This is a genomic window from Leuconostoc aquikimchii (assembly GCF_040838325.1).
In the GTDB taxonomy this organism is placed as follows: Bacteria; Bacillota; Bacilli; order Lactobacillales; family Lactobacillaceae; genus Leuconostoc; species Leuconostoc aquikimchii.
The window spans coordinates 1,555,195-1,575,262 of sequence record NZ_JBFPER010000001.1; the positions used below are offsets into that span (position 1 = coordinate 1,555,195).

General features: G+C 38.4%; 25 protein-coding genes. 5 read left to right on the forward strand and 20 right to left on the reverse strand.

All coding sequences use genetic code 11. The features are described from left to right. The 13 genes from purR to AB3K24_RS07635 all read right to left on the reverse strand — a co-directional run bounded on the left by purR (window position 1) and on the right by AB3K24_RS07635 (window position 8,866). A complete protein-coding gene (purR, locus tag AB3K24_RS07575; RefSeq protein WP_367974816.1) occupies window positions 1-834 on the reverse strand; it encodes a pur operon repressor in 834 nt (277 codons plus the stop codon). Between the two features lie 101 nt (window positions 835-935). Continuing rightward, a complete protein-coding gene (locus tag AB3K24_RS07580; RefSeq protein ID WP_367974817.1) occupies window positions 936-1,727 on the reverse strand; it encodes a metal ABC transporter permease in 792 nt (263 codons plus the stop codon). Beyond that, window positions 1,720-2,424, reverse strand: coding sequence for a metal ABC transporter ATP-binding protein (locus tag AB3K24_RS07585; RefSeq protein ID WP_367974818.1), 705 nt, complete (start codon window positions 2,422-2,424; stop codon window positions 1,720-1,722). Before AB3K24_RS07585 ends, AB3K24_RS07580 begins: the two co-directional genes overlap by 8 nt. After that, window positions 2,421-3,275 carry a metal ABC transporter solute-binding protein, Zn/Mn family gene (locus AB3K24_RS07590; protein ID WP_367974820.1) on the reverse strand — a complete coding sequence of 285 codons (855 nt, stop codon included), beginning with the start codon at window positions 3,273-3,275 and terminating at the stop codon, window positions 2,421-2,423. The genes AB3K24_RS07585 and AB3K24_RS07590 overlap by 4 nt, the downstream gene beginning before the upstream one ends. 49 nt (window positions 3,276-3,324) lie before the next feature. Continuing rightward, window positions 3,325-3,558 (reverse strand): Veg family protein, encoded by a 234-nt coding sequence (locus AB3K24_RS07595; protein ID WP_367974822.1) that lies wholly within the window; start codon window positions 3,556-3,558, stop codon window positions 3,325-3,327. 102 nt (window positions 3,559-3,660) lie between these two features. Beyond that, the gene (gene rsmA / locus AB3K24_RS07600; protein ID WP_367974824.1) at window positions 3,661-4,548 is read right to left on the reverse strand and encodes a 16S rRNA (adenine(1518)-N(6)/adenine(1519)-N(6))-dimethyltransferase RsmA; all 888 of its coding nucleotides are present in this window, start codon (window positions 4,546-4,548) and stop codon (window positions 3,661-3,663) included. 4 nt (window positions 4,549-4,552) lie between these two features. Then, the gene (gene rnmV / locus AB3K24_RS07605; RefSeq protein ID WP_367974826.1) at window positions 4,553-5,113 is read right to left on the reverse strand and encodes a ribonuclease M5; all 561 of its coding nucleotides are present in this window, start codon (window positions 5,111-5,113) and stop codon (window positions 4,553-4,555) included. After that, window positions 5,106-5,903, reverse strand: a complete 798-nt coding sequence (locus AB3K24_RS07610) for a TatD family hydrolase (protein WP_367974828.1) — start codon at window positions 5,901-5,903, stop codon at window positions 5,106-5,108. The genes rnmV and AB3K24_RS07610 overlap by 8 nt, the downstream gene beginning before the upstream one ends. A gap of 216 nt (window positions 5,904-6,119) precedes the next feature. Further along, a complete protein-coding gene (gene nusB, locus AB3K24_RS07615; protein ID WP_367974830.1) occupies window positions 6,120-6,536 on the reverse strand; it encodes a transcription antitermination factor NusB in 417 nt (138 codons plus the stop codon). Next, window positions 6,536-7,000 (reverse strand): Asp23/Gls24 family envelope stress response protein, encoded by a 465-nt coding sequence (locus AB3K24_RS07620; protein ID WP_367974831.1) that lies wholly within the window; start codon window positions 6,998-7,000, stop codon window positions 6,536-6,538. The genes nusB and AB3K24_RS07620 overlap by 1 nt, the downstream gene beginning before the upstream one ends. Before the next feature lie 135 nt (window positions 7,001-7,135). Continuing rightward, window positions 7,136-7,696: an elongation factor P gene (gene efp / locus AB3K24_RS07625; RefSeq protein ID WP_367974833.1), complete on the reverse strand. Its 561-nt coding sequence runs from the start codon at window positions 7,694-7,696 to the stop codon at window positions 7,136-7,138. 102 nt (window positions 7,697-7,798) lie between these two features. After that, window positions 7,799-8,263 (reverse strand): MarR family winged helix-turn-helix transcriptional regulator, encoded by a 465-nt coding sequence (locus tag AB3K24_RS07630; RefSeq protein ID WP_367974835.1) that lies wholly within the window; start codon window positions 8,261-8,263, stop codon window positions 7,799-7,801. A 27-nt stretch (window positions 8,264-8,290) separates the two neighbouring features. Further along, window positions 8,291-8,866: an LOG family protein gene (locus tag AB3K24_RS07635; protein ID WP_367974836.1), complete on the reverse strand. Its 576-nt coding sequence runs from the start codon at window positions 8,864-8,866 to the stop codon at window positions 8,291-8,293. 154 nt (window positions 8,867-9,020) lie between these two features. Between AB3K24_RS07635 and AB3K24_RS07640 the strand changes: the two genes are divergently transcribed. The 3 genes from AB3K24_RS07640 to ppcA all read left to right on the forward strand — a co-directional run bounded on the left by AB3K24_RS07640 (window position 9,021) and on the right by ppcA (window position 12,632). After that, window positions 9,021-9,233 carry a DNA-dependent RNA polymerase subunit epsilon gene (locus AB3K24_RS07640; RefSeq protein WP_367974838.1) on the forward strand — a complete coding sequence of 71 codons (213 nt, stop codon included), beginning with the start codon at window positions 9,021-9,023 and terminating at the stop codon, window positions 9,231-9,233. A 2-nt stretch (window positions 9,234-9,235) separates the two neighbouring features. Beyond that, window positions 9,236-10,918, forward strand: coding sequence for a ribonuclease J1 (rnjA, locus tag AB3K24_RS07645; protein WP_367974840.1), 1,683 nt, complete (start codon window positions 9,236-9,238; stop codon window positions 10,916-10,918). Window positions 10,919-11,114: 196 nt separating this feature from the next. Beyond that, window positions 11,115-12,632, forward strand: a complete 1,518-nt coding sequence (gene ppcA, locus AB3K24_RS07650) for a phosphoenolpyruvate carboxylase (RefSeq protein ID WP_367974842.1) — start codon at window positions 11,115-11,117, stop codon at window positions 12,630-12,632. A 61-nt stretch (window positions 12,633-12,693) separates the two neighbouring features. Here the strand turns inward: ppcA and AB3K24_RS07655 are convergent, their stop codons facing one another. Together AB3K24_RS07655 and metK are read right to left on the reverse strand one after the other, a co-directional pair. Then, window positions 12,694-13,632 carry an ADP-ribosylglycohydrolase family protein gene (locus AB3K24_RS07655; protein ID WP_367974844.1) on the reverse strand — a complete coding sequence of 313 codons (939 nt, stop codon included), beginning with the start codon at window positions 13,630-13,632 and terminating at the stop codon, window positions 12,694-12,696. 34 nt (window positions 13,633-13,666) lie between these two features. After that, complete coding sequence (gene metK / locus AB3K24_RS07660; RefSeq protein ID WP_367974846.1) at window positions 13,667-14,824, reverse strand: methionine adenosyltransferase; 1,158 nt, start codon at window positions 14,822-14,824, stop codon at window positions 13,667-13,669. A gap of 363 nt (window positions 14,825-15,187) precedes the next feature. Here metK and AB3K24_RS07665 point away from each other — a divergent pair, with 363 nt between their 5' ends. Continuing rightward, window positions 15,188-16,012, forward strand: coding sequence for a hypothetical protein (locus tag AB3K24_RS07665; RefSeq protein WP_367974848.1), 825 nt, complete (start codon window positions 15,188-15,190; stop codon window positions 16,010-16,012). A 29-nt stretch (window positions 16,013-16,041) separates the two neighbouring features. Here the strand turns inward: AB3K24_RS07665 and AB3K24_RS07670 are convergent, their stop codons facing one another. From AB3K24_RS07670 to AB3K24_RS07685, 4 genes are read right to left on the reverse strand one after another with little or no spacing between them, the layout of a single operon-like run. Then, on the reverse strand, window positions 16,042-16,641 hold the full coding sequence (locus tag AB3K24_RS07670) for a DUF1054 family protein (RefSeq protein WP_409201745.1): 600 nt from the start codon (window positions 16,639-16,641) through the stop codon (window positions 16,042-16,044). Window positions 16,642-16,659: 18 nt separating this feature from the next. After that, window positions 16,660-17,514, reverse strand: a complete 855-nt coding sequence (locus AB3K24_RS07675) for a YihY/virulence factor BrkB family protein (protein WP_367974850.1) — start codon at window positions 17,512-17,514, stop codon at window positions 16,660-16,662. 47 nt (window positions 17,515-17,561) lie between these two features. Continuing rightward, window positions 17,562-18,266 (reverse strand): VIT1/CCC1 transporter family protein, encoded by a 705-nt coding sequence (locus AB3K24_RS07680; protein WP_367974852.1) that lies wholly within the window; start codon window positions 18,264-18,266, stop codon window positions 17,562-17,564. Window positions 18,267-18,314: 48 nt separating this feature from the next. After that, the gene (locus AB3K24_RS07685; protein WP_367974853.1) at window positions 18,315-18,989 is read right to left on the reverse strand and encodes a VIT1/CCC1 transporter family protein; all 675 of its coding nucleotides are present in this window, start codon (window positions 18,987-18,989) and stop codon (window positions 18,315-18,317) included. A gap of 120 nt (window positions 18,990-19,109) precedes the next feature. Here AB3K24_RS07685 and AB3K24_RS07690 point away from each other — a divergent pair, with 120 nt between their 5' ends. Further along, the gene (locus AB3K24_RS07690; protein ID WP_367974855.1) at window positions 19,110-19,517 is read left to right on the forward strand and encodes a Fur family transcriptional regulator; all 408 of its coding nucleotides are present in this window, start codon (window positions 19,110-19,112) and stop codon (window positions 19,515-19,517) included. A gap of 99 nt (window positions 19,518-19,616) precedes the next feature. Here the strand turns inward: AB3K24_RS07690 and AB3K24_RS07695 are convergent, their stop codons facing one another. Then, window positions 19,617-20,060, reverse strand: coding sequence for a chemotaxis protein (locus AB3K24_RS07695; RefSeq protein WP_367974857.1), 444 nt, complete (start codon window positions 20,058-20,060; stop codon window positions 19,617-19,619). Between the last annotated feature and the right edge of the window lie 8 nt (window positions 20,061-20,068).

The following is a 20,068-nucleotide window of genomic DNA, read 5'->3' on the forward strand; positions in this document are numbered from 1 at the left end:
TTATGCCTCACGTTTATAAATTTCTTTTGCGTAATTACCAGCAGTTACTAGAATTGGATCCCCATTTTTAAGATTTGTATCGACATGTAAGAGCGATGTAAATCGGTCAAGAAGACGTGTTGCTGATCTGCCTTCAGCAAATACAGCGGTACCAACAACTGTCCCATCAAATTCACTGACCAATGTTTGCATGCCTTGAATTGTGCCACCGGCTTTCATAAAGTCATCGACTATTAATACACGTGAACCTGTACGCAATGAACGACGGGATAATTCCATTTTTTCAACACGTTTTGAAGAACCTGTCAAATAATTCACAGACACTGTTGGCCCTTCAGTTACTTTTGCATCGTCACGTACGATGACAAAAGGGACATTTAGTTGTTCAGCAACTGCTTGTGCTAATGGGACACCCTTTGTAGCTGCTGTCATGACAGCATCAATATTATCACGTAAATATTGTGTTGCAATCAAACGACCCGCTTGGCGTAAAATATCTGGCCGACCTAACAAATCAGACAAATAGACGTATCCGCCAGGTAACACACGTGTTTCATCATTGACATCTTGGCGTATTTCTTCAATGAAGTTTTTTGCTTCATCCTCAGCCATGAACGGCACGAATCGTGCACCACCAGCAGCGCCGGGAACAGTTTCTAATAACCCTGTGCCGCGCTCTTGAAATGTCCTTTTTAAAATAGATAAATCCTCGGAAATAGAAGATTTGGCAGAGTCATATCTTTTAGCAAAGTAAGACAAAGAAATAAGTTTGCGCGGGCGCTCAAGCATGTAGCGCGCCATATCAACAAGACGATCAGAACGACGTGTTTTCATGATGTGTAAACGTACTAGCAATAGATTAGCACGTATTCTCCTTTTTTAATATTAATATTTAACAATAATTATAACACTTTTAAATCATTAACGTTCGGAATTTAAGCGTTTTTTTGAAATTGCCAAACCGACAGTAAATAAATTAAAACTTCAATAATTGCAATAAAGAAACTAGCTGGTAAATTGGTAAGATAAGCCAGTGATAAGCCAGACCATGTACCAAATAAGGCAAATACAACTGCTAACCCCATTAATTTTGTAGTAGAGGTTAAATAATATTTAGCACTCGCCGCAGGCAATGTTACTAATACAAAGATTAACAACGACCCAACAAGTTGTGATGAGATACTTACTGATAAAGCAATCATGACCAAAAAGATATATCTCACTGATTTTTGACGCCGACTTTGTAGGAACATGCCCACTTCATCAAATGCTAACTGTCGTAATGAGCGATAGTTAATCAGTAAAGTCACAATAACAACGATTGCCAACACGATTAACAACCATAAATTTTGTCGGCTGATGCCTAATACCGATCCAAATAAAATGCCCGTGGCCGCTGTTGTGCTTGTGTGCCCCAGCGCTAAAAATAAAATACCCAGTCCAATAGCTAATGCCGAGATGGCGCTGGTCACATTATCACGTTTTGTGTTACCTGATTCTAATGCACCAATGGCTAATGATGCCCCACTTGTTGCAAACATCATGCCTAATAATGCAGGCCAACCAGCAAATAGGCCAAAAGCCGCACCAGCAAAGCCAATTTCACTTAAAGAATGGGTCAAAAATGCATAATTGCGTGCGACAACAAACGTGCCAACGATACCAGCAACAATACTAACAATCGTCCCTGCTATAAAAGCATTTTGCATAAAATCATAACTAAACATGACGAACCTCATCTAACGCATGTCTATGCGTCATTTTCATTGTTAACGATTGCAATTCATCAACTGTACCTTGGGTTACATGTCCTTTTTCAAAAAACAAATAGCCATCAGCAAACTGTGACACTAATTCTAATTCATGCGTAATAAACAACACGGTTAACTGCTGTTGTTTTTGTAATTGCTTGACAGCTTGCAACAGCTGCACTTTGTGTTCATGATCTAAACTGGCAGTAGATTCATCTAATATTAACAAATCTGGTTTTTGAACAAGTGCTTGTGCCACAAATGCGCGTTGTTTTTGACCACCAGATGCTAAGCCTAGACGTTTGTCACGCATATCTGACAAATCCATTAACTCTAGTGCCGACTGTACAGCCATTTTTTCTTGCGTATTCAACCACAAGCGCCAACCTTTATTATAATTTAAAGCCACAAATTCAGCTATATTTAACGGATAATCTCGTGTTATATCACGAAATTGTGGCACAAAGCCAACACGCGTTGCATTTAATTGCAGATCGCCTTCGGTTTGCTGATTTTCTCCGATAATTGATTTAACAAAGCTTGTCTTTCCCGCACCGTTTTCACCTAATACAGCAAAAAAACGGCCCGCCGGCACGTCAATATTAGCATGTGACAATACAATTTTTTCACCGTAACGAATACCAAAGTCTTTGGTTTGAATTATGCCCATCATTTATCACTTCCTACTGGTTTAAAAACCGCTTGCAGCTGTTCAACAAAGGTCAATTGCCACTGCCATACTTTTTGACCTGCCGGTAATACTTGATTAAACGTAATTACTGGTACATTAGCATTTTTTGCTAATGCCACCAACTGTCGATCTCGGTCAGACTGATCTTGACTCGCAGTTAACAAAAAACGCACACGTTTGTTACGTATTTTTTTCGTAAGCTTATCAAAATCTTCATTTGACGCTGACTCAACATTGGTCATTTCAGATGTATAACTTAATTGTGTCATAAATAATTGTTGTGCATTATTTGTCGCAACATAATGCACATTTTTTTCTTGTTTTAAGGCATCGATGCCATCAGATAATGCTTGCGTTTGATCTGTTAATTTTTGACTGTTGCTGATGTAATGATTACGATTACTTGGGTCTAAATCGCTCAACAAATCAGACAATCTGGTAATTGTCTTCAAGGTAATTTCTGGACTGAGCCAATAATTTGTATTCTCTTGATTTTTAACAACATCGCTGGCCACCAATATCTTAGAATGTAACTTTAACTGGCGTCGTTGCGTTAACAACTGATTTTGATGACTATCAGTCACGAGAACTTCCGCGTCCCTGAAAACAGATTTTTCATTTTTATAGGTTAACCCGCCAGATAGCAGCGACACCTGCCCACTAGTGTCAGCAACCGCCTGAGCAATTTGCTGATATGCCACATTATCTGTCACAATTTGAACAGGTGCATGATGCATTGGCTGTGGTGCAACTGTCATTTTCATAACAATTAAAAATAAACCAATTGGTATAAGGGCGATTGTTAGAATCGCATAAAAAACTTGTTTGTTCATAACTAAAATTATCTCACAACTACAAAAAAAGCCCAAATGGGCAAGTTATTTATTCAGCAAAAGTAATATCAATATTATTCGTTAAAATGTCAGTATAACTGTATGACGCGCGTTCAAAATTAGCATCTTCATCTAGTTCAACAACAAACAAAGAAGGAAAGGTTGAACGTAGTACACCAGTTCGTTCTGTAATTTTTTTGCGACCAGCTTGTGCCACCACAGTGACAGCTTCCCCAACATGAGCGTCGAGTTTAATTTTAATGTCTTGCAAACTACTTGGCATTTTATACCACCTTTCGTGAAAAACTTACTTAATTATAACACAAATAAGCTTTATTTGCAAATTTCACTGTATACTCAGCTCAAAAAATGAAAAAATATACATTTATTGTGTGAGGCCTTGTTCACGCAAAGATAAATATAGCGTTGTTAATTGTGTCAAATCTAAGCGCTCTGCTCGTATTGACGGGTCAACATGGGCACGTTCTAAGGCTGCTGTTATTTTTTCCTTAACCACCATATCTTTGCCATAAGTTTGCAACATGTTGTTCCAAAGACTCTTGCGTCGATGCGAAAAGCTGCCCTTTATAACACCAAATAATCGTTCCGGTTGATCAACAACTATTTCTGACGTTAATGGTGTCAACTTGACTACTGCTGACTCAACTTTTGGTGCGGGATTAAATGCTGTGGCCGGCACTTCTATCGCCAATTTTGCATTGGCAAAATATTGAATTGTTAAAGTCAGTACGCCATATGCTTTTGTACCGACATCAGCATTCAATCGTTCCGCGACTTCGCGTTGCATCATAACGACAATATTATCCCACGTAATATTAGTCCGTAGTAACTGCATTAAAATTGGTGTCGTTATATAATACGGTAAATTAGCAACCACTTTTACATGAGCACTTTCACCAAATTCATCGGCAATGATTCGAGCTAAATCTAACGCTAATATATCTCCGGCGATTACCTTGACATTATCATAATTTTGCAGTGTTTCTCCTAAGACTCTCACCATCTGTGTATCAATCTCAATAGCTAAGACTTTTTTTGCTGCACGTGCTAATTGTTCTGTCAACGACCCGATACCTGGTCCAATTTCAATCACATAATCTTCATCAGTTATTTCTGCAACATCAACAATGCCATGTAACACATCTAAGTCTGTTAAAAAGTTTTGACCAAACTTCTTCTTAGCATGCAAGCCATAGGTATTTAGAATTGCCTGTGTTCGCATTGGATCTGCAATATCAATTATTTCTGCCATGTAGTCACTTACCTTTCAATACTGTCAAAATTTGTGCCTGTGTTATACCAAATTGTTGCACGCGTTTCAGCAATTGTTTCCCATTTGTGTAGCCAATATGTAACGCTTCGCCAACTATTTCACGGTGTTTACGTGCATTTAAACCACTTAACAAACCATTTCGTAGTAAAAATTGTTGATCAACATCCGTTGTCACATCAATTTTCGGGGTCATCACACGCGATAATGCCTGACATAACATTTCAGGTTCTGCATGTTCGACGCCAAGTGATTTATGTCTATTATCTTTATGCGCGCGACCCTCATTTTGTGTAATATAGGCCTGTTTGGCCGAAGGCACAGCCGTGGTCATAATTTGTCGAATACGCTGACCATTAAAATCAGGATCCGTTAAGATAATCACGCCACGCGTTTTTGCCGCATACTGCGCCCTTGCGACAGCATCTTCATTAATGGCACTACCGCCAGTCTCGATCGTGTCGGCAATCACTGCACGGGCTAAGTTTTGTGTGTCGGATTTTCCTTCAACAACAATCATTTCATTAATGTGTGGCCGATCAATCATGATTTAAAAAAAGACGATGTGCGTTTTGACGCGTGGCATCTGCCATTTCTTTTGGTGTCATATTAAGTGTATCCGCTAATGAATCCACGATATATTTCACCAACGCTGGTTCATTATCTTTTCCTCTAAATGGTGTTGGCGCCAAATAAGGTGCATCTGTTTCAACTAATAAACGATTCAATGGTACAACCTTGGCCGCTTCGCGGACATCCGCTGCTTTTTTAAACGTCACAACCCCACTAAATGAGATATGCATGCCTAAATCAACGAACGCCAGCGCTTGTTCTGGCGTGCCAGAAAAGCTGTGCATGACACCTTTAGTGACACCACTATCTTTCAACATGGCATAGACATCTTCAAATGCATCACGGTTATGAATTATAACCGGTAAATCATATTTTTTTGCTAACATTAAATGTGTTTGAAAAGCCTTTTTTTGCACATCATGCGGCGTGGTTTCCCAATAATAATCCAAGCCTGTTTCCCCAACACCAACAACTTTATTTTGTTGTAATTGCTTTTCAAGTTTTTCAGCAGCAGTGGCATCAAAGTCTTCTGTGTCTTCTGGTTGAAAACCCAATACTGCATAAATATTATCATTTGCTTGTGCAATTTCTAATGCGCGTTCATTGCCTTGTGCATCATAGCCAACAATATTCATTTCCATCACACGAAATTCATGCGCACGACCAATGTATGCCGGTACGTCATGAAATAATTTATCGTCATTTAAATGCGTATGCGTATCATAACTATCTGCCGGTGTTTTTGTTAAATCATAAATTGCCATATTTTAAAATGTACAGAGAATCTCATGCCTCGATGTGTCATAAAAACTAAAATATTATGCCTGACACAGCGTTTTGCAAATAATCCTCCGCACCGTTCCTCCATTTTTTAGGTACTAAGGGCTCAAAATAACGAATTTGACATGTCTTATTGTAAAATAAACATGTCATTTTTGACTATTATTAAGAAAAAAAGCCGCCACGCGACTTATCATGACTTATTCAACTTTCGGTGTTGCACTTGGCGTAAAGTTCTTCAACACACCATTAACAAACTTACGACTTTCTTCATCCGAAAATGTTTTAGTTAATATCAAGGCTTCATCAATTGAGACTTTATAAGGCACCAAATTATTCAACAATTCATATATTGCCAATCGTAAAATAATAAGATCAGCTTTATTAATGCGATTAATAGCCCAACCATCCGCTAAATGAGCAGCAATCTGCTCATCTAATTCGGCTTTTGTACCCAAAATACCATTAACTAATCGTGGTAAATAATCATCATAATCTTTACCTTCCAAAACAATGTCATAAAGTTTATCAATGTTATTACTTTGTGGGTCTTTTTCTAACGCAAACAAAACTTGAAAAGCTGCTTGGCGTGATTCGTGCCGTGTCAAATTAGACATTAATTAACCACCTCAGTTGTGTTTGAGTCACCAAATAAATTATTAGGATCAATGTTACTGGCAACTTTTTCTGGGACTATGCCGGTAACATGAACATTTATTTGCGCAACTTGTAAATCTGTCATTGATGAAATCTGAGATTGAATTGCATGTTGAATTTCAAGTGCGACCTTAGGCACAACAACGCCATACTGTAAAAAGACATAGGCATCAATTGCCAAACCTGCCTCAGTATGTGACAGTTCAACACCTTTCCCACGTGCGTTTGACCCAAAAGCACTTGTAAAACGATCTGACAATGTCCCACGCATTGAATACACACCATGCACCTCTTGGGTCGCAATTTGTGCAACCACTTCAATGACTTCAGGCGTTACTTGCGTTGTCCCACCAACAACTGAATTTTCAGTTGCCAAAATGATGTTTTTCGTAGTCTGCTTATTACGCTTAATTTCTCTGGCCATTATTTAATCCTCGAAAATATTTTTTTAAAATAAAAAGTTCCACTGGGGAACTTTTTGAAACGTGCTCCCTTATTTACCAAACACATGTCATGTATCATTCAGTCACTTAACGTTTGTAAAGGACACACTTTATTATTAAGCACGACCCTTATATGAACCATCTTCTGTATTAATGATAATTGTTTCACCTTCATTAATAAAGTCAGGTACTGTGATCGTAGCGCCTGTTTCCACAATTGCTGGCTTACCTGATCCAGTTGCAGTTGCACCTTTAATACCAGGTTGCGTTTCAGTAATCTTCAAAGGTACTGTTGACGGTAATTCAGCACCTAAAATTTCGTTGCCATACATTGTAATCCTAACTTCCATACCTTCAAGCAAAAACTTTAAGGCTGAAGCAATCTTATCATCAGGTAAGTTCACCTGTTCGTATGTTTCAACGTCCATAAAGACACGGCCATCGTTTTCAGCATACAAATAAGACATTGGACGTGTTGTAATGTCCGCTTGTTCAAACTTGTCACCGGGACGGAAGGTTACTTCGTTGACTGCACCAGTACGCAAATTCTTTAACTTTGAGCGAACAAACGCACCGCCCTTTCCAGGCTTAACATGTTGGAAGTCCAAAACACGCCATAATGAGTTAGTGTACTCAATTGTCAAACCATTTTTTAAATCATTCATGCCAATTGCCATGATTAATATCCTCTTTTATTAAATATAGTTTATTATACCAGAAGACTGCCAATTTTGCAGTCTTCACACAAGATTAAATTTTACCACAAAACTGTTGATATCTCAATGTTTCTCCTTATTTAATTCCGGTTGTACAATCAATGTATCTAACCGATGTAAGGTTTTTAATAAATTTTGTCCCTCAGCGAAGCCATAAATATCAAGCCAGCCAGAAAAGCGTCCGTTCACACGACTCGTGATAATTGCTTCAACACGTTGCCCTTCAGGCGTCAAGAGCAATAAAGTCCGGCGACGATCTTGTTCATCTGGCACTTGATTAAGGTACCTACGTTCAAACAACGGCTTAAGTTGCCGTGCGATTGCCCCCTTTGTCACCCCACGGTCAGTAGCAATTTTAGTCATCGTTAACGGTGACTCATGACCACTTTTAACCACGGATGTCATAATCAGCCACTGCTCAAATGATATGCCAAAGTCACTGGTTGGTTGTGAAATCAGCTTTTCTAATTTTTTAAGTGATGACATATAGACACTAATGAATTCAGCCATTAAATCAGAATCCGACATTTTCCCCTCCTGTTTAACAAATAACCATTAGTGACCATGTGTGTCACGACTCGCGGTATCGAACTGCGCAATATAGTTGACCATTTCATCGATATTATTAACAATCTGAACATGCCGTAACTCATGTTCTGCCACAAAACCACTAGTCACAGTTTCTTTTAACCAGGCCCATAAGTGATCGTAAAAACCATTGATATTTAACAAGATAAGTGGTTTATCATGTAACCCTATTTTAGCCCAGCTCAAAACTTGTGCTAACTCTTCTAATGTGCCAAAACCACCAGGTAGTACAATAAAAGCATCAGCATACCGCATCATCAAATCCTTACGTTCTGACATGTTACTCACTTCAATTAATCTCGTCACTTGATCTGGCGAAATCGCATCTTCAGCTAAATTATCAGGGGTTATACCGACAACTTCACCACCATTAGCCATTGTACTCAGTGCGGTCGCACCCATTAAGCCATCCCGACCACCGCCATAAACAAGTTTTATATTTTTTTGTGCAATTACTCGGCCGAGTTTTTCAGCTGTTTCAGTATATTTTGGATCATTACCAAATTGTGCGCCCATAAACACGGCGATTGATTGAACAGTCATTTTATTATTCCTTTCTATAAATTTAACAATAATATGCCTAATAATCAAGCAATAATTTTGACAATTCCCCCGTTTGTATATGCTATGTGGTACACTATTATATAGGTTTTCGTTCGTGAAAAATTAAATTAAACTACTATATTTTGGAGGCATTATGATTTACAAAGTTTATTACCAAGAACACCCAGAACGCAACCCCAAGCGTGAAACCACTGTTTCACTCTATTTGACGGCAGAAAGTTTGCCACAAGCACGGGAAATTATTGAAGAAAACACAACGTACAATGTGGAAGCAATCGAAGAATTATCGGATAAGGCCTTAACTTACGAAAAAGCCAATCCTAGCTTCGCCATTACAACATTCTAATTATGACATATTCTGTAGATATTAAACCTAATGAAGTCGCAGTATATGCGCTAGGTGGATTAGGCGAGATCGGTAAGAACACTTACGGTATTGAGTATCAAAATGAAATCATTGTTGTCGACGCGGGTATTAAGTTCCCGGAAGATGATTTACTCGGTATTGATTATGTTATTCCTGACTATACTTATTTAGTCGACAACATTGATCGCGTCAAAGCACTGGTTATTACTCACGGACACGAAGACCACATCGGTGCTATCTCCTACTTTTTACAATCAGTTAACGTCCCAGTTTATGCTGGTCCTTTAGCTATGGCTTTAATCAAAAATAAGCTTGAAGAAAAGCAAATGCTTAATCGTGTTGAATTGCACGAAATTACAGATGGCTCGATTCTAGAATTTGACAAGCTAAGCGTTGAATTTTTCCGTACGACACATTCAATTCCCGACGTATTCGGTGTCGCTATTCATACACCTGTTGGTACCATTGTTGAGACTGGTGATTTCAAATTTGACCTGACGCCTACGACAAAACAGCCACCCAACTTATGGTCAATGGCACGTATCGGCGAAAATGGTGTCTTACTTATGATGAGTGACTCAACCAACGCTGAACGACCTGAATGGACAAAATCTGAAGCTTGGGTCGCTAAATCAGTCAATCGTATTTTTGACAAACTTGAGCATGGTCGTATTATTTTTGCAACATTTGCTTCTAACATGAATCGTGTCCGTATGGCAACTGACGCAGCTATCGCTCATGGTCGCAAAATAGCTGTATTTGGCCGTTCAATGGAGTCAGCCGTAACTAATGGTCGCGCGCTTGGTTACTTGAACATCCCAGATAATATGCTTCTTGAACAATCAGAAATCAAACATATTCCAGACGATGAACTATTAATTTTGTCAACTGGCTCTCAAGGTGAACCAATGGCCGCTTTGGCACGTATTGCTGAGGGTACACATAAACAAATTCGATTAAAGCCAAAAGATAATGTTATTTTTTCTTCCTCACCAATTCCTGGTAACACGGCCTCGGTCAATCAGGTTATTAACAAATTAGAAGAAGGCGGCGCCAATGTTATCTATGGTAAAGTCAATAACATCCATACTTCTGGGCACGGTGGTCAAGAAGAAGAAAAATTGATGATCGCATTAATGAAGCCAAAATTCTTCATGCCAGTACATGGTGAATATCGTATGCTTAAAGTTCACGCATCATTGGCACAAGAACTTGATGTACCAAAAGATCACACGTTTATTTTAGAGAATGGTGATGTTTTAGCGTTGGATGGTGAAAATGCACGTATTGCTGGTCATTTCCCCGGCGATGATACTTACATTGATGGCTCAGGTATCGGAGATATTGGTTCAGTTGTATTACACGATCGCCAAAAGTTGTCTCAAGATGGCTTAGTTGTCGTTACTGCAACAATTGATTTAAAAGAAAAAGAAATTTTATCTGGCCCGGATATTTTATCGCGCGGATTCGTTTACATGCGTGAATCTGGTGATTTAATTAATGAAGGCCGACGTGTTATTTTTGCGACAATGCGTCGTGTTATGAACAACGCGAATGTCAGCGAAGCAGATATTCGTCAAGCAGTTATTGATGATCTTTCTAGATTCTTATATAAAGAAACCGCCCGTAAACCAATGGTTTTACCTATGTTAATTATGATTTAAATAGGATTGCCAAGCAATATAATATATATTGCTTGGTTTTTTTAATGCTTTTCACAATATTATAGGTTAATAAAAATCAATAATTCCGAACATTATCTCGATTTTTAAATACTTTTTGATATAAAAATTAAAATTTCCATTTTTAAACACTTATCAGTATGCTAAAATAGTATAAGTATAAAACAAAGGAGCTGTCATGACACAACGAAAATTTCCTACTATTATGGGTACGCAACATCCCGATAATGCTAATGCACCATTTTGGGACGCCTCGCAACAACCATTTATCAGTGCTTACCGCGAGATGAATGAGGCTTTTGAAAATTTTAGTGAATTAAACGTTGATGAGTATATGTGGGATTGGGAAGGTAAGCATGCTGATGCTGCCGTCATCGACCGCCTATTTAGTACCGAGTATGACTACTTTAAAACGAATCAAATTGGCCGTGATAAATTCCTAACTTTCCGTTTCCCAAATATTTGGGAAGAAAAAGGTTATAGTTTAATGCAGGCAATGACTGCTATTTTAAGTTCAGAGGACTTTGCCCATGATCTTGGATTTGATCAACGCCCTTTGTTTGAAGCTATCCTGCCAATGGCACAACGCGCAGATCAATTGATTGAAATGCAAGTATTGTTTGAGAAGCTGGCAAACTTCAAATCAGTTGAATTTACCAAAACCGACAAAAATACGCCTTATATCGAAATGATTCCGTTATTTGAAGACTTTAATACCCAATTACACGCACCAGAAATTCTGAAAGAATACCTCAAGCTACATGAAGAACACTTTGGTTTTCGACCAAAATACCTTCGTGTCTTCTTGGCGGGATCTGACTCAGCGTTAACTGCTGGATTTATGAGTTCAATCACTGGTAATAAATTAGCCATTGCAAGATTACATGAATTTGCAAAAGAAGAAAACATCGACATCTACCCCATATCTGGTACAGGTTCTGCGATCTTCCGTGGTGGCTTATCACCACATCGTATCGCTCGTTACATCACAGAATTTCCTGGTGTGCGCACCGCAACTGTGCAATCTGCTTTCCGTTATGACTTCCCGTTGGATGATGTACAACAGGCTATCACAGAGCTAAAAGAACAATTACCAAATGCGGAACCATTAAAAATTTCTGCCGATGATCAAAAGATTTTAGCAGAAGTAGCTGAGGAATCTGCTAGATTTTATGCCAATACACTGGATCAACTCATTCCTGATATGCAGCCTATTTTTAAAGCGTTCCCTAAGCGCCGTGACCGTCGTCAACACGTCGGGGTACTAGGTTATTCACGATCAGTTGATGGCATTGAGCTACCGCGTGCTATTAACTTTACAGGCTCATTTTATTCAATTGGTATCCCACCTGAATTTATTGGTTTTGGTCGTGCATTAGCCAATTTAAAAGCGGATCACTTATCAGTTTTTGTGCGTAACTATCCTAGCATGAAAAAGGATTTCCGTGAACTAGCTGGCTATGTTGACTTAGACGCCTTGGAGATTCTCAAAACGCAAAACCCTGCCTGGGCAGAAGTTGAACAAGACATTATGACACTCAAGGCTATTTTCAATCTTGAAATTGGCCCTCACAGCCGTGAAGAACAACAGCACGCTGAGATTGCCTTACAAGTGGTACAAATCAAAGATGGTGCACCAGTTGCTATTACCGCTTTAATCAATCGTATGGCACAACTTAGACACTTCTTAGGTTAAATTAGCCATTTATTCAAAAAAAGTTCAGCCTTCAGTTATTAACTGAGGGCTGAACTTTTTTTCAATTAAATCTGCCTAGTCGCTCTGCTTGATGCGTGACATTCACAATTAATTTTCGAGAAATCAAATGCTGACTAGCTTGTAAAATGAATTCATCCCCATAAACAATGGCTGCAATCGCACTCACTGCAGTGGGTATAATGCTATTAGCGTGACCATGTAAAAAAGCGTGCTGCATGGCTTGCGTGTAACTATTGCTGTTGAGTAGTGACCAAATAATGGCTTCTAAAGTACTTGCACTACGACCATCTAACTTAATGTGATTAACAGGAATATTAGCAAAATCTGGTAAATTTAGTTCTTCAAATGCACCTAATTCAGATTCAAACACCTTATGCCGCGAATAGTATTCAAAACCAAAAGCCAAACCATTTTCTACAGCATCTCGAATGGCTTGTCCATCTAGTATTTGACTAATAATAAGGCTAAGCATGCCCACACTAACTAGCGCGCCCTCATCATTGTGTGTCAAACCAGCAATACGATGTAACGTCAACATGGCCGTTTCATCATTAATAAATGATACGCCATATTCATGATGCAAATAAAGTGCCACCGGTAACATTCGGACCAATATATTTTCACTATCCGCCGTATCTTCAAGGATACCAGAGGCTAAAGTATCTCTGTTTTTAGTATAGTTGTCCATTGCTTGTTTAGTAATTTCATCAACGCGTTGTAAGGTATTTTCCGGTACAAACTGGCGTCTCTTATACCAACTTTGCAAATGATTCATCACATCAGTTAATTGATAACCACGTGACAAACTAGCAATTGTTGTTAATGACAAGCTTGTTTGCGCTCCCCAGCTTAATGCACCATCAAATTGAACTGGATCTTTTAATAGCTCATCTTGTTGGCTGTTGGACAATTGCGTCATACTTTCGCCTATTGCCATGCCAAACATTAAAAGTTGTATTGTTGCTTGCTTTTTTACCATACCTTATATTTTAACATACACATCATTTTAAAATTTATAACAGTGCCTGAATATCAGCAACTTTGTCCAAAGCTTCCCATGGTAAATCAATATCTGTTCGACCAAAATGGCCAAATGCAGCTGTCTGCTTATATATTGGGCGACGTAAGTTTAAATGGTTAATAATTGCTAATGGTCGAAAATCAAATAACTGTGCCGTTATGTCACGAATTTTTTCTTCGGCGATTTTTGCTGTACCAAAAGTTTCAATGTTTAATGATACTGGCTGCGCAACACCAATAGCGTATGCAACTTGCAATTCTAATTTATCAGCTACCCCAGCAGCTACTAGGTTTTTTGCCACATATCGGGCAAAATACGCAGCTGAACGATCAACTTTGGTTGCATCCTTACCTGAAAATGCACCACCTCCGTGATGGGCAGCACCACCGTATGTATCAACAATTATCTTTCTGCCAGTTAAGCCAGAATCAGCCTGTGGTCCGCCTAATACAAAACGTCCTGAAGGATTAATATAATAAATTGTGTTCTCATCAACTAAATCTTGTGGCAGTACTTTATCAATGACCAATTTTCGGACATCATCACGCAATTGATTAAGCGTGACCTCTTCGTCATGCTGCGTTGACAAAACAACTGCTGCAATACGCGTAATTTGGTCATTATCATCCAACTCAACGCTCACTTCAGCTTTAGCATCCGGACGTAAATAAGAAACTGTTTCTGCTTCACGTACATCGCGAATTTTACGCATCAAACGATGTGACAAAGCTAATGTCAAAGGAATATAGCTTTCAGTTTCATTTGTAGCATATCCGAAAACCATGCCTTGATCACCTGCGCCTAATTGTTCAGGATCATCATCAGCATTATCAACTGCTTGGGAAATATCATCTGATTGTTCAACAATTTTATTGGAAACATTAACAGAGTCCGCTGTGAAACCGAGTTCAGCTTTGTTATAGCCAATCTCACGAATCGTGTCCGTTGCAATTTGACGTACATTGACGTAGGCTGAGGTTGATAATTCACCGAAGATTGATACATCCCCTGTAGACGTTGTGACCTCAACTGCCGAACGGGCATGTGGATCTTGTTCAAGCACTGCATCTAAAATAGCGTCGGCAATTTGATCGGCTATTTTGTCAGGGTGCCCTGCGGAAACTGATTCTGATGTAAAATACTTTGTCATGTGAAACATGACCTCCTTAAAAATTCAAAATAAAAAGCTACTGGTCGCAAATAAAAAGCGCGTCCCAACGATTAGTCGGTACGCGCTAACGTGACGACTATCTGTACAGATGGACCACCGTGCTGAAATATGTTACCATATTTGACCGGTTGGTGTAGGGTTATCGTGCTGTATCACTCGCCTACTCTTGATAGCTGTTTTAAATTGTATCTTTAGAATAGCAGACGTATAAACAAAATGCAAATCCAATTAAACGTTATTTAGTTTCAACAGGCATACTACGCTCATTTGAAAATTATAATTCACGTATTTGTGTCCATAAAATAATACGCAACACTATCAAATTAGGGTACAATATTAATTATGGATAGTCATAATAATCAACAACAATCGCATCGTCTACCTGATGGCCGGCCTATTCCGCGGCGTATCACGACTGACCCGCAAGAAAAGCGCAGCTATGAAAACTTTACGCCGGCTGGCTTTTTTGATTGGCGCCGTTGGGTGCCATTATTAGTTATCGTTATCAGTTTAAATCTTGTTTGGTGGCGTCAACCCTTATTACATACAAAAGCGTTATCAGGTGCCGCAATCACTTGGCAACTTATCCCACTGTTTGGTTATACTGTCACCATTGCGATTGCGATAACCCTGATGATGACTCAAAACTTTCGTAGTATTCTCAGTTATCTGTTCGTAGCCTTGAGTATGCTCTTCACCTTTAGTTCGCTGATTCAAACGCGACATGAAGTGTTTATTTTACTTCTTTTGTTTAGCGCTTTCTTCATTGCCGTACAACAAACTTGGATTGGCCTGCAAAATTGGCTTGGTTTACTGTTGTTAAGTGTTTTAGCAACTTTTGCCATTCCGGTTAGTATTTTTTATATCACAAACAACTTCTTAACCCAACGTTTCATCTGGCAACTTTTACCAATGTTGTTTGGGTTTGGATTCTACTTTACCCCAATTTTAATGCCAAATCCCGATGGCCGTAAATTAAGTATTTTAACATTAGGCTTATTCTGGGTAACGCTTCTTAGCCACACCGTTGACGTCAGCACAATATTCATTATTATTTTTAGCTTATTTGCTTTTATTTTGCAATTTGTCAAAGCTCGAATAGGCAATTGGCAACATATGGGTTATGTCCTTATGTTGGCCTTATCTATGCTATTAATTTATCATTAAAAAAGTTCGCTACAATGTGTAGCGAACTTTTATTTTAATTTGTTATAAATTGGTAACAATAATGCGAGTGCATCAGTTATTTGAGATAAATCTGTTGCCGTTTTAAAATGCTTGTCACCAAGTAATAATTTAATGCCAATTAACACTTCACTGTGTTTTGTATCTGAAAAGCGTTGCACCGCAACATCATATGTTGGTAAAGTTAGCGGCGTTGAAACATTGACCATATGGTCTACACTTAACACAAATTCACGCGGTAATTTTGCGACCATGTCGCTTACTAACATCATTTTATCAACAATGACTGTTGTTTCTTTTGGTTTCATGTTCTCTTCTACTGCAAGATAAAAATAAACATGATCAGCCCAAATACCCAGTTCAAAATGTGGCATCATTTTATAACCACGTTTATTTGGTGCAAAAGCAACCCATGTATTATCAGGCGCATACGTTGTGCGACGTAAATGTTTAGCAACATGTGCGTACCATTGTTGCCAATTTTTATTTAATATTGGTAAAATCGTTGCAGCGGATTGCTCAAATTTCGGATCAATAACGTCTTTAATAAGCGTCATCCGCCCAGCTAACGACGTCACATCGAATATTTTAAAATCACTCTCTTCAAACACGATTAGATCCCTAACTTTCTAAATACTGATTATTTTAGCACGTTTTAATACCGTCAACCATTGAATTAAAACATAGCCTGTCACTAAAACGGTCGCAATCAAATTTAACCAAATTAACAGCACAATAATGGCGCTCATTGACTGATAGAAATCATACTGCTTGACAGCCAAGTTAGTATACCAGGTAAAACCAACGTTCAACAAATTTAACGCAGCCACTTCTATAAAACTGCCAATAGCAACAAATCTCAGTGGCGCACGGCCTTCTTTTGTGGGCAACAAATAGTTCATCATAATCAGTGCGCCCCACATCCCAAGCCAAATCAACCATCTTGTTTGATGCTGTAAGAACGATGTCCATTGGTTACTCGGTACGAGCTGTACGACAATCGTCAATATATTACTGCCAATCATTAAAACACCAAAAGCAGCAATTATAATCAATAACCAGATAAACGACCAAAATCGCGACAACAAATTACTAATACGATCCTCTACATCGGCAATACGATTAAATGATACTCGAAAAACTGAAATCACTCTTGATACCGTCCACAGAGTAAATAGCACAGAAAAAGATAGTAAGGAGGTACTTTTTGATGATAAAACCGATTGTAAAATAGGCAAGACAATTGTTTCAATATCTCTTGGCAGGATGCTTTGTATCACCGCAATGATATTTGTTTGACTGACATTCGTAATTGAGATAATAATTGCAATTGCGATTAACATAGGAAAAACGGTTAATAGCGCATAATAGGCAAAAGTTGGGCCAACATAACCAACTTGCGCACGCGAAAATAACGTCACCAAAGTTGATAATTTTAATTTTTTATCCAGTATTTGCCAATATTGTTTCATTTTATTTAACATAACTCTATTATGCCAAATTTTTGTAAGACGCGTATTAAAAAATTATCTCAAAATAATTTTCCGATGCCATAATGTATGCCAATAGTAATCAACCCAATCATAACATTGCGAATCATTGCACGCTTAACCAAACCATTAGACATTTTTGCACTTAACAAACCGGTTAAACCAACAGCAACTACCGTAGCTGCTATGGTTGCACTAAATTGATACCGTACCGGTGACAAAATTAATGCTGCCAATGGAAAAACGCCACCAATTGCTGCACTAAATAATGAGGCCCACGCTGCTGACCATGGATTCATATAATGGCCTAAAGTAATATCATATTTGGTACTCAGCATGGTTTCTAGCGGCTTTTTACTTAGTAATTCATCTGCAATTGCTTGAGCTGTTGTGCGTGTTACACCACGATCAACATAAAAATTTTCAACTGATCGATGTTGTCCTGAGAAGTCTGTTTTTAATAAGTCGCGTTCTTGTGCAACAACAACTTTTTCACTATCTGACTGTGAACTCACTGAAGCATATTCACCAGAAGCCATTGATAAGGCACAGGCCATTAAATCAGCCAAACCTGCAATGAAAATAGCGAAATTATTTGTCGTTGCTGCAGCAACAGAAAATAGAACGCCAACAACCGTTAAAATGCCATCATTTGAACCCAAAACACCTGCACGAATAGCATTTAATCGTTCGTCCATTGTTGCTTGTTCTTTTTTCACGTGTTCTTTTTTTAACTTTATAGCCATGTTTTAACTGTACTTATAATTTGTGGTTTAACTATAAGTCCCCTCCTCTCATCTAAATAATGAACCTATGACATACGTGACAATCATCGTAAATACACCTGCAATGACGTTTCGCAACACAACACGCTTTTTATTAGCGCCATTGAGAGATGCCGCTGCGTATCCTGTAATAGATAATGCAATAATCACTGCAATAAAAGTTGCTACTTCACGCATATCTCTTGGCGTTAACGACATAGCGACCATTGGTAAAATTGACCCTATCGGAAAACTAATTAACGATGCTAATGCTGCCCCACCTGCACTTAATTCATGATCTAATGAAAAGCCATAACGTTCACGTACGGTCGTTTTTAAAGCATTTTTTGTCATCATCTCTTCAGTAGCCTGCTTGGCCAAATGTGGTGAGATACCCTCCTTGACATACTTTTCTGCGACGTAAGAAAATTCACCATCATAATCTGCTGCTAAAGCATCTGTTTGCACCCGCCTCACTTTTTCTTGTGCATCATGTTGTGAACTAACTGAAACGTATTCCCCCATTGCCATCGATACGGTGCCTGCTAACATCCCCGCAAAACCTGCTAGTAAAATCGTATCCGTATGACTTGTAGCCCCAGCTACACCTAAAACAATACCAGATACTGATAAAATGCCATCGTTTGCACCCATAACTGCTGCTCTAATTAAATTGTTACGTTGCATTAAACTTTGTTTAACCATTATTCCCCCTTTTTAGAATTATTCTAATTTAGTTATATCAAAGTTTATATAAAAAATCAAGTTAATTAGAAACATTCTATAGTACGTGGTATAATATTTTATAATATAGGAGGTTATATTATGGTAGATCAAACGTTACGCGACATATTACAAAGTCATGGTCTAAAAGCGACATTTCAGCGATTGTCAATTTTAGACTACTTAATGACACATGAAACGCACCCAACGGCAGAAATGATCCATGTCGATCTTAGTAGCATTAGTCTAGCAACCATATATAACACACTTGACAAACTAGTCGATGTTGGCATTATTATTGTCATTGATACACTAAAAGACGACAAGCGCCATTATGATTACTATGGCGAACCACATTATCATATTATTAATAGCAGCACAAACGAAATTATTGATGCGGATAATTTTGATGTCGCGCCGCTTTTTGAAGCCGCACGTCAAGCCAGTGGCTTAAATATCACTGGATTTCATATTGAAATCTATGGTGTTGATCCAGATCAGGCAAAATAATGACAACCACATAAAAAAGGGTCAACAGACTTTACATCTGTTGACCCTTTTATGACTATTATTCACACAATATGACTACTGTACCAAAAATGTTCAAACTTACATACCTGAATTCATAATTTTAGCGACTGCTATATGAATTTTTTCAAGATAAATTGATTGCTCTTGCTCAGATTTTTCATACTTCTCTGAATCAATACTTTGATCAGAAACACGCACTGCATCAGCCATTAATTGGGTCGCCGCCGTATAATTCACGTAAGCCGCTGTTAACGATTTGTGTACGCCAAGTAAACGAATCGGCGCTGACGCTGAGGTGAGTTGTGCCGCATTATTTTTATAGTTCTCTACCGTATCTTCAAACTCCGCCTTAATTTCAGCGAACTCTGCCGTTGGTATTTCTGCAATTTTATCAGCTTGTTTCGCATCATCTAACTTTGTAAAGAATGGTGAGACACGTGTTGCCGTCTCTTCAGTATTTGTTAGAACATTTTGCAACGTCTGAATATAAATTTGTGCTTGTTTTGGATTAAATTTTGCCAATGTCTTGA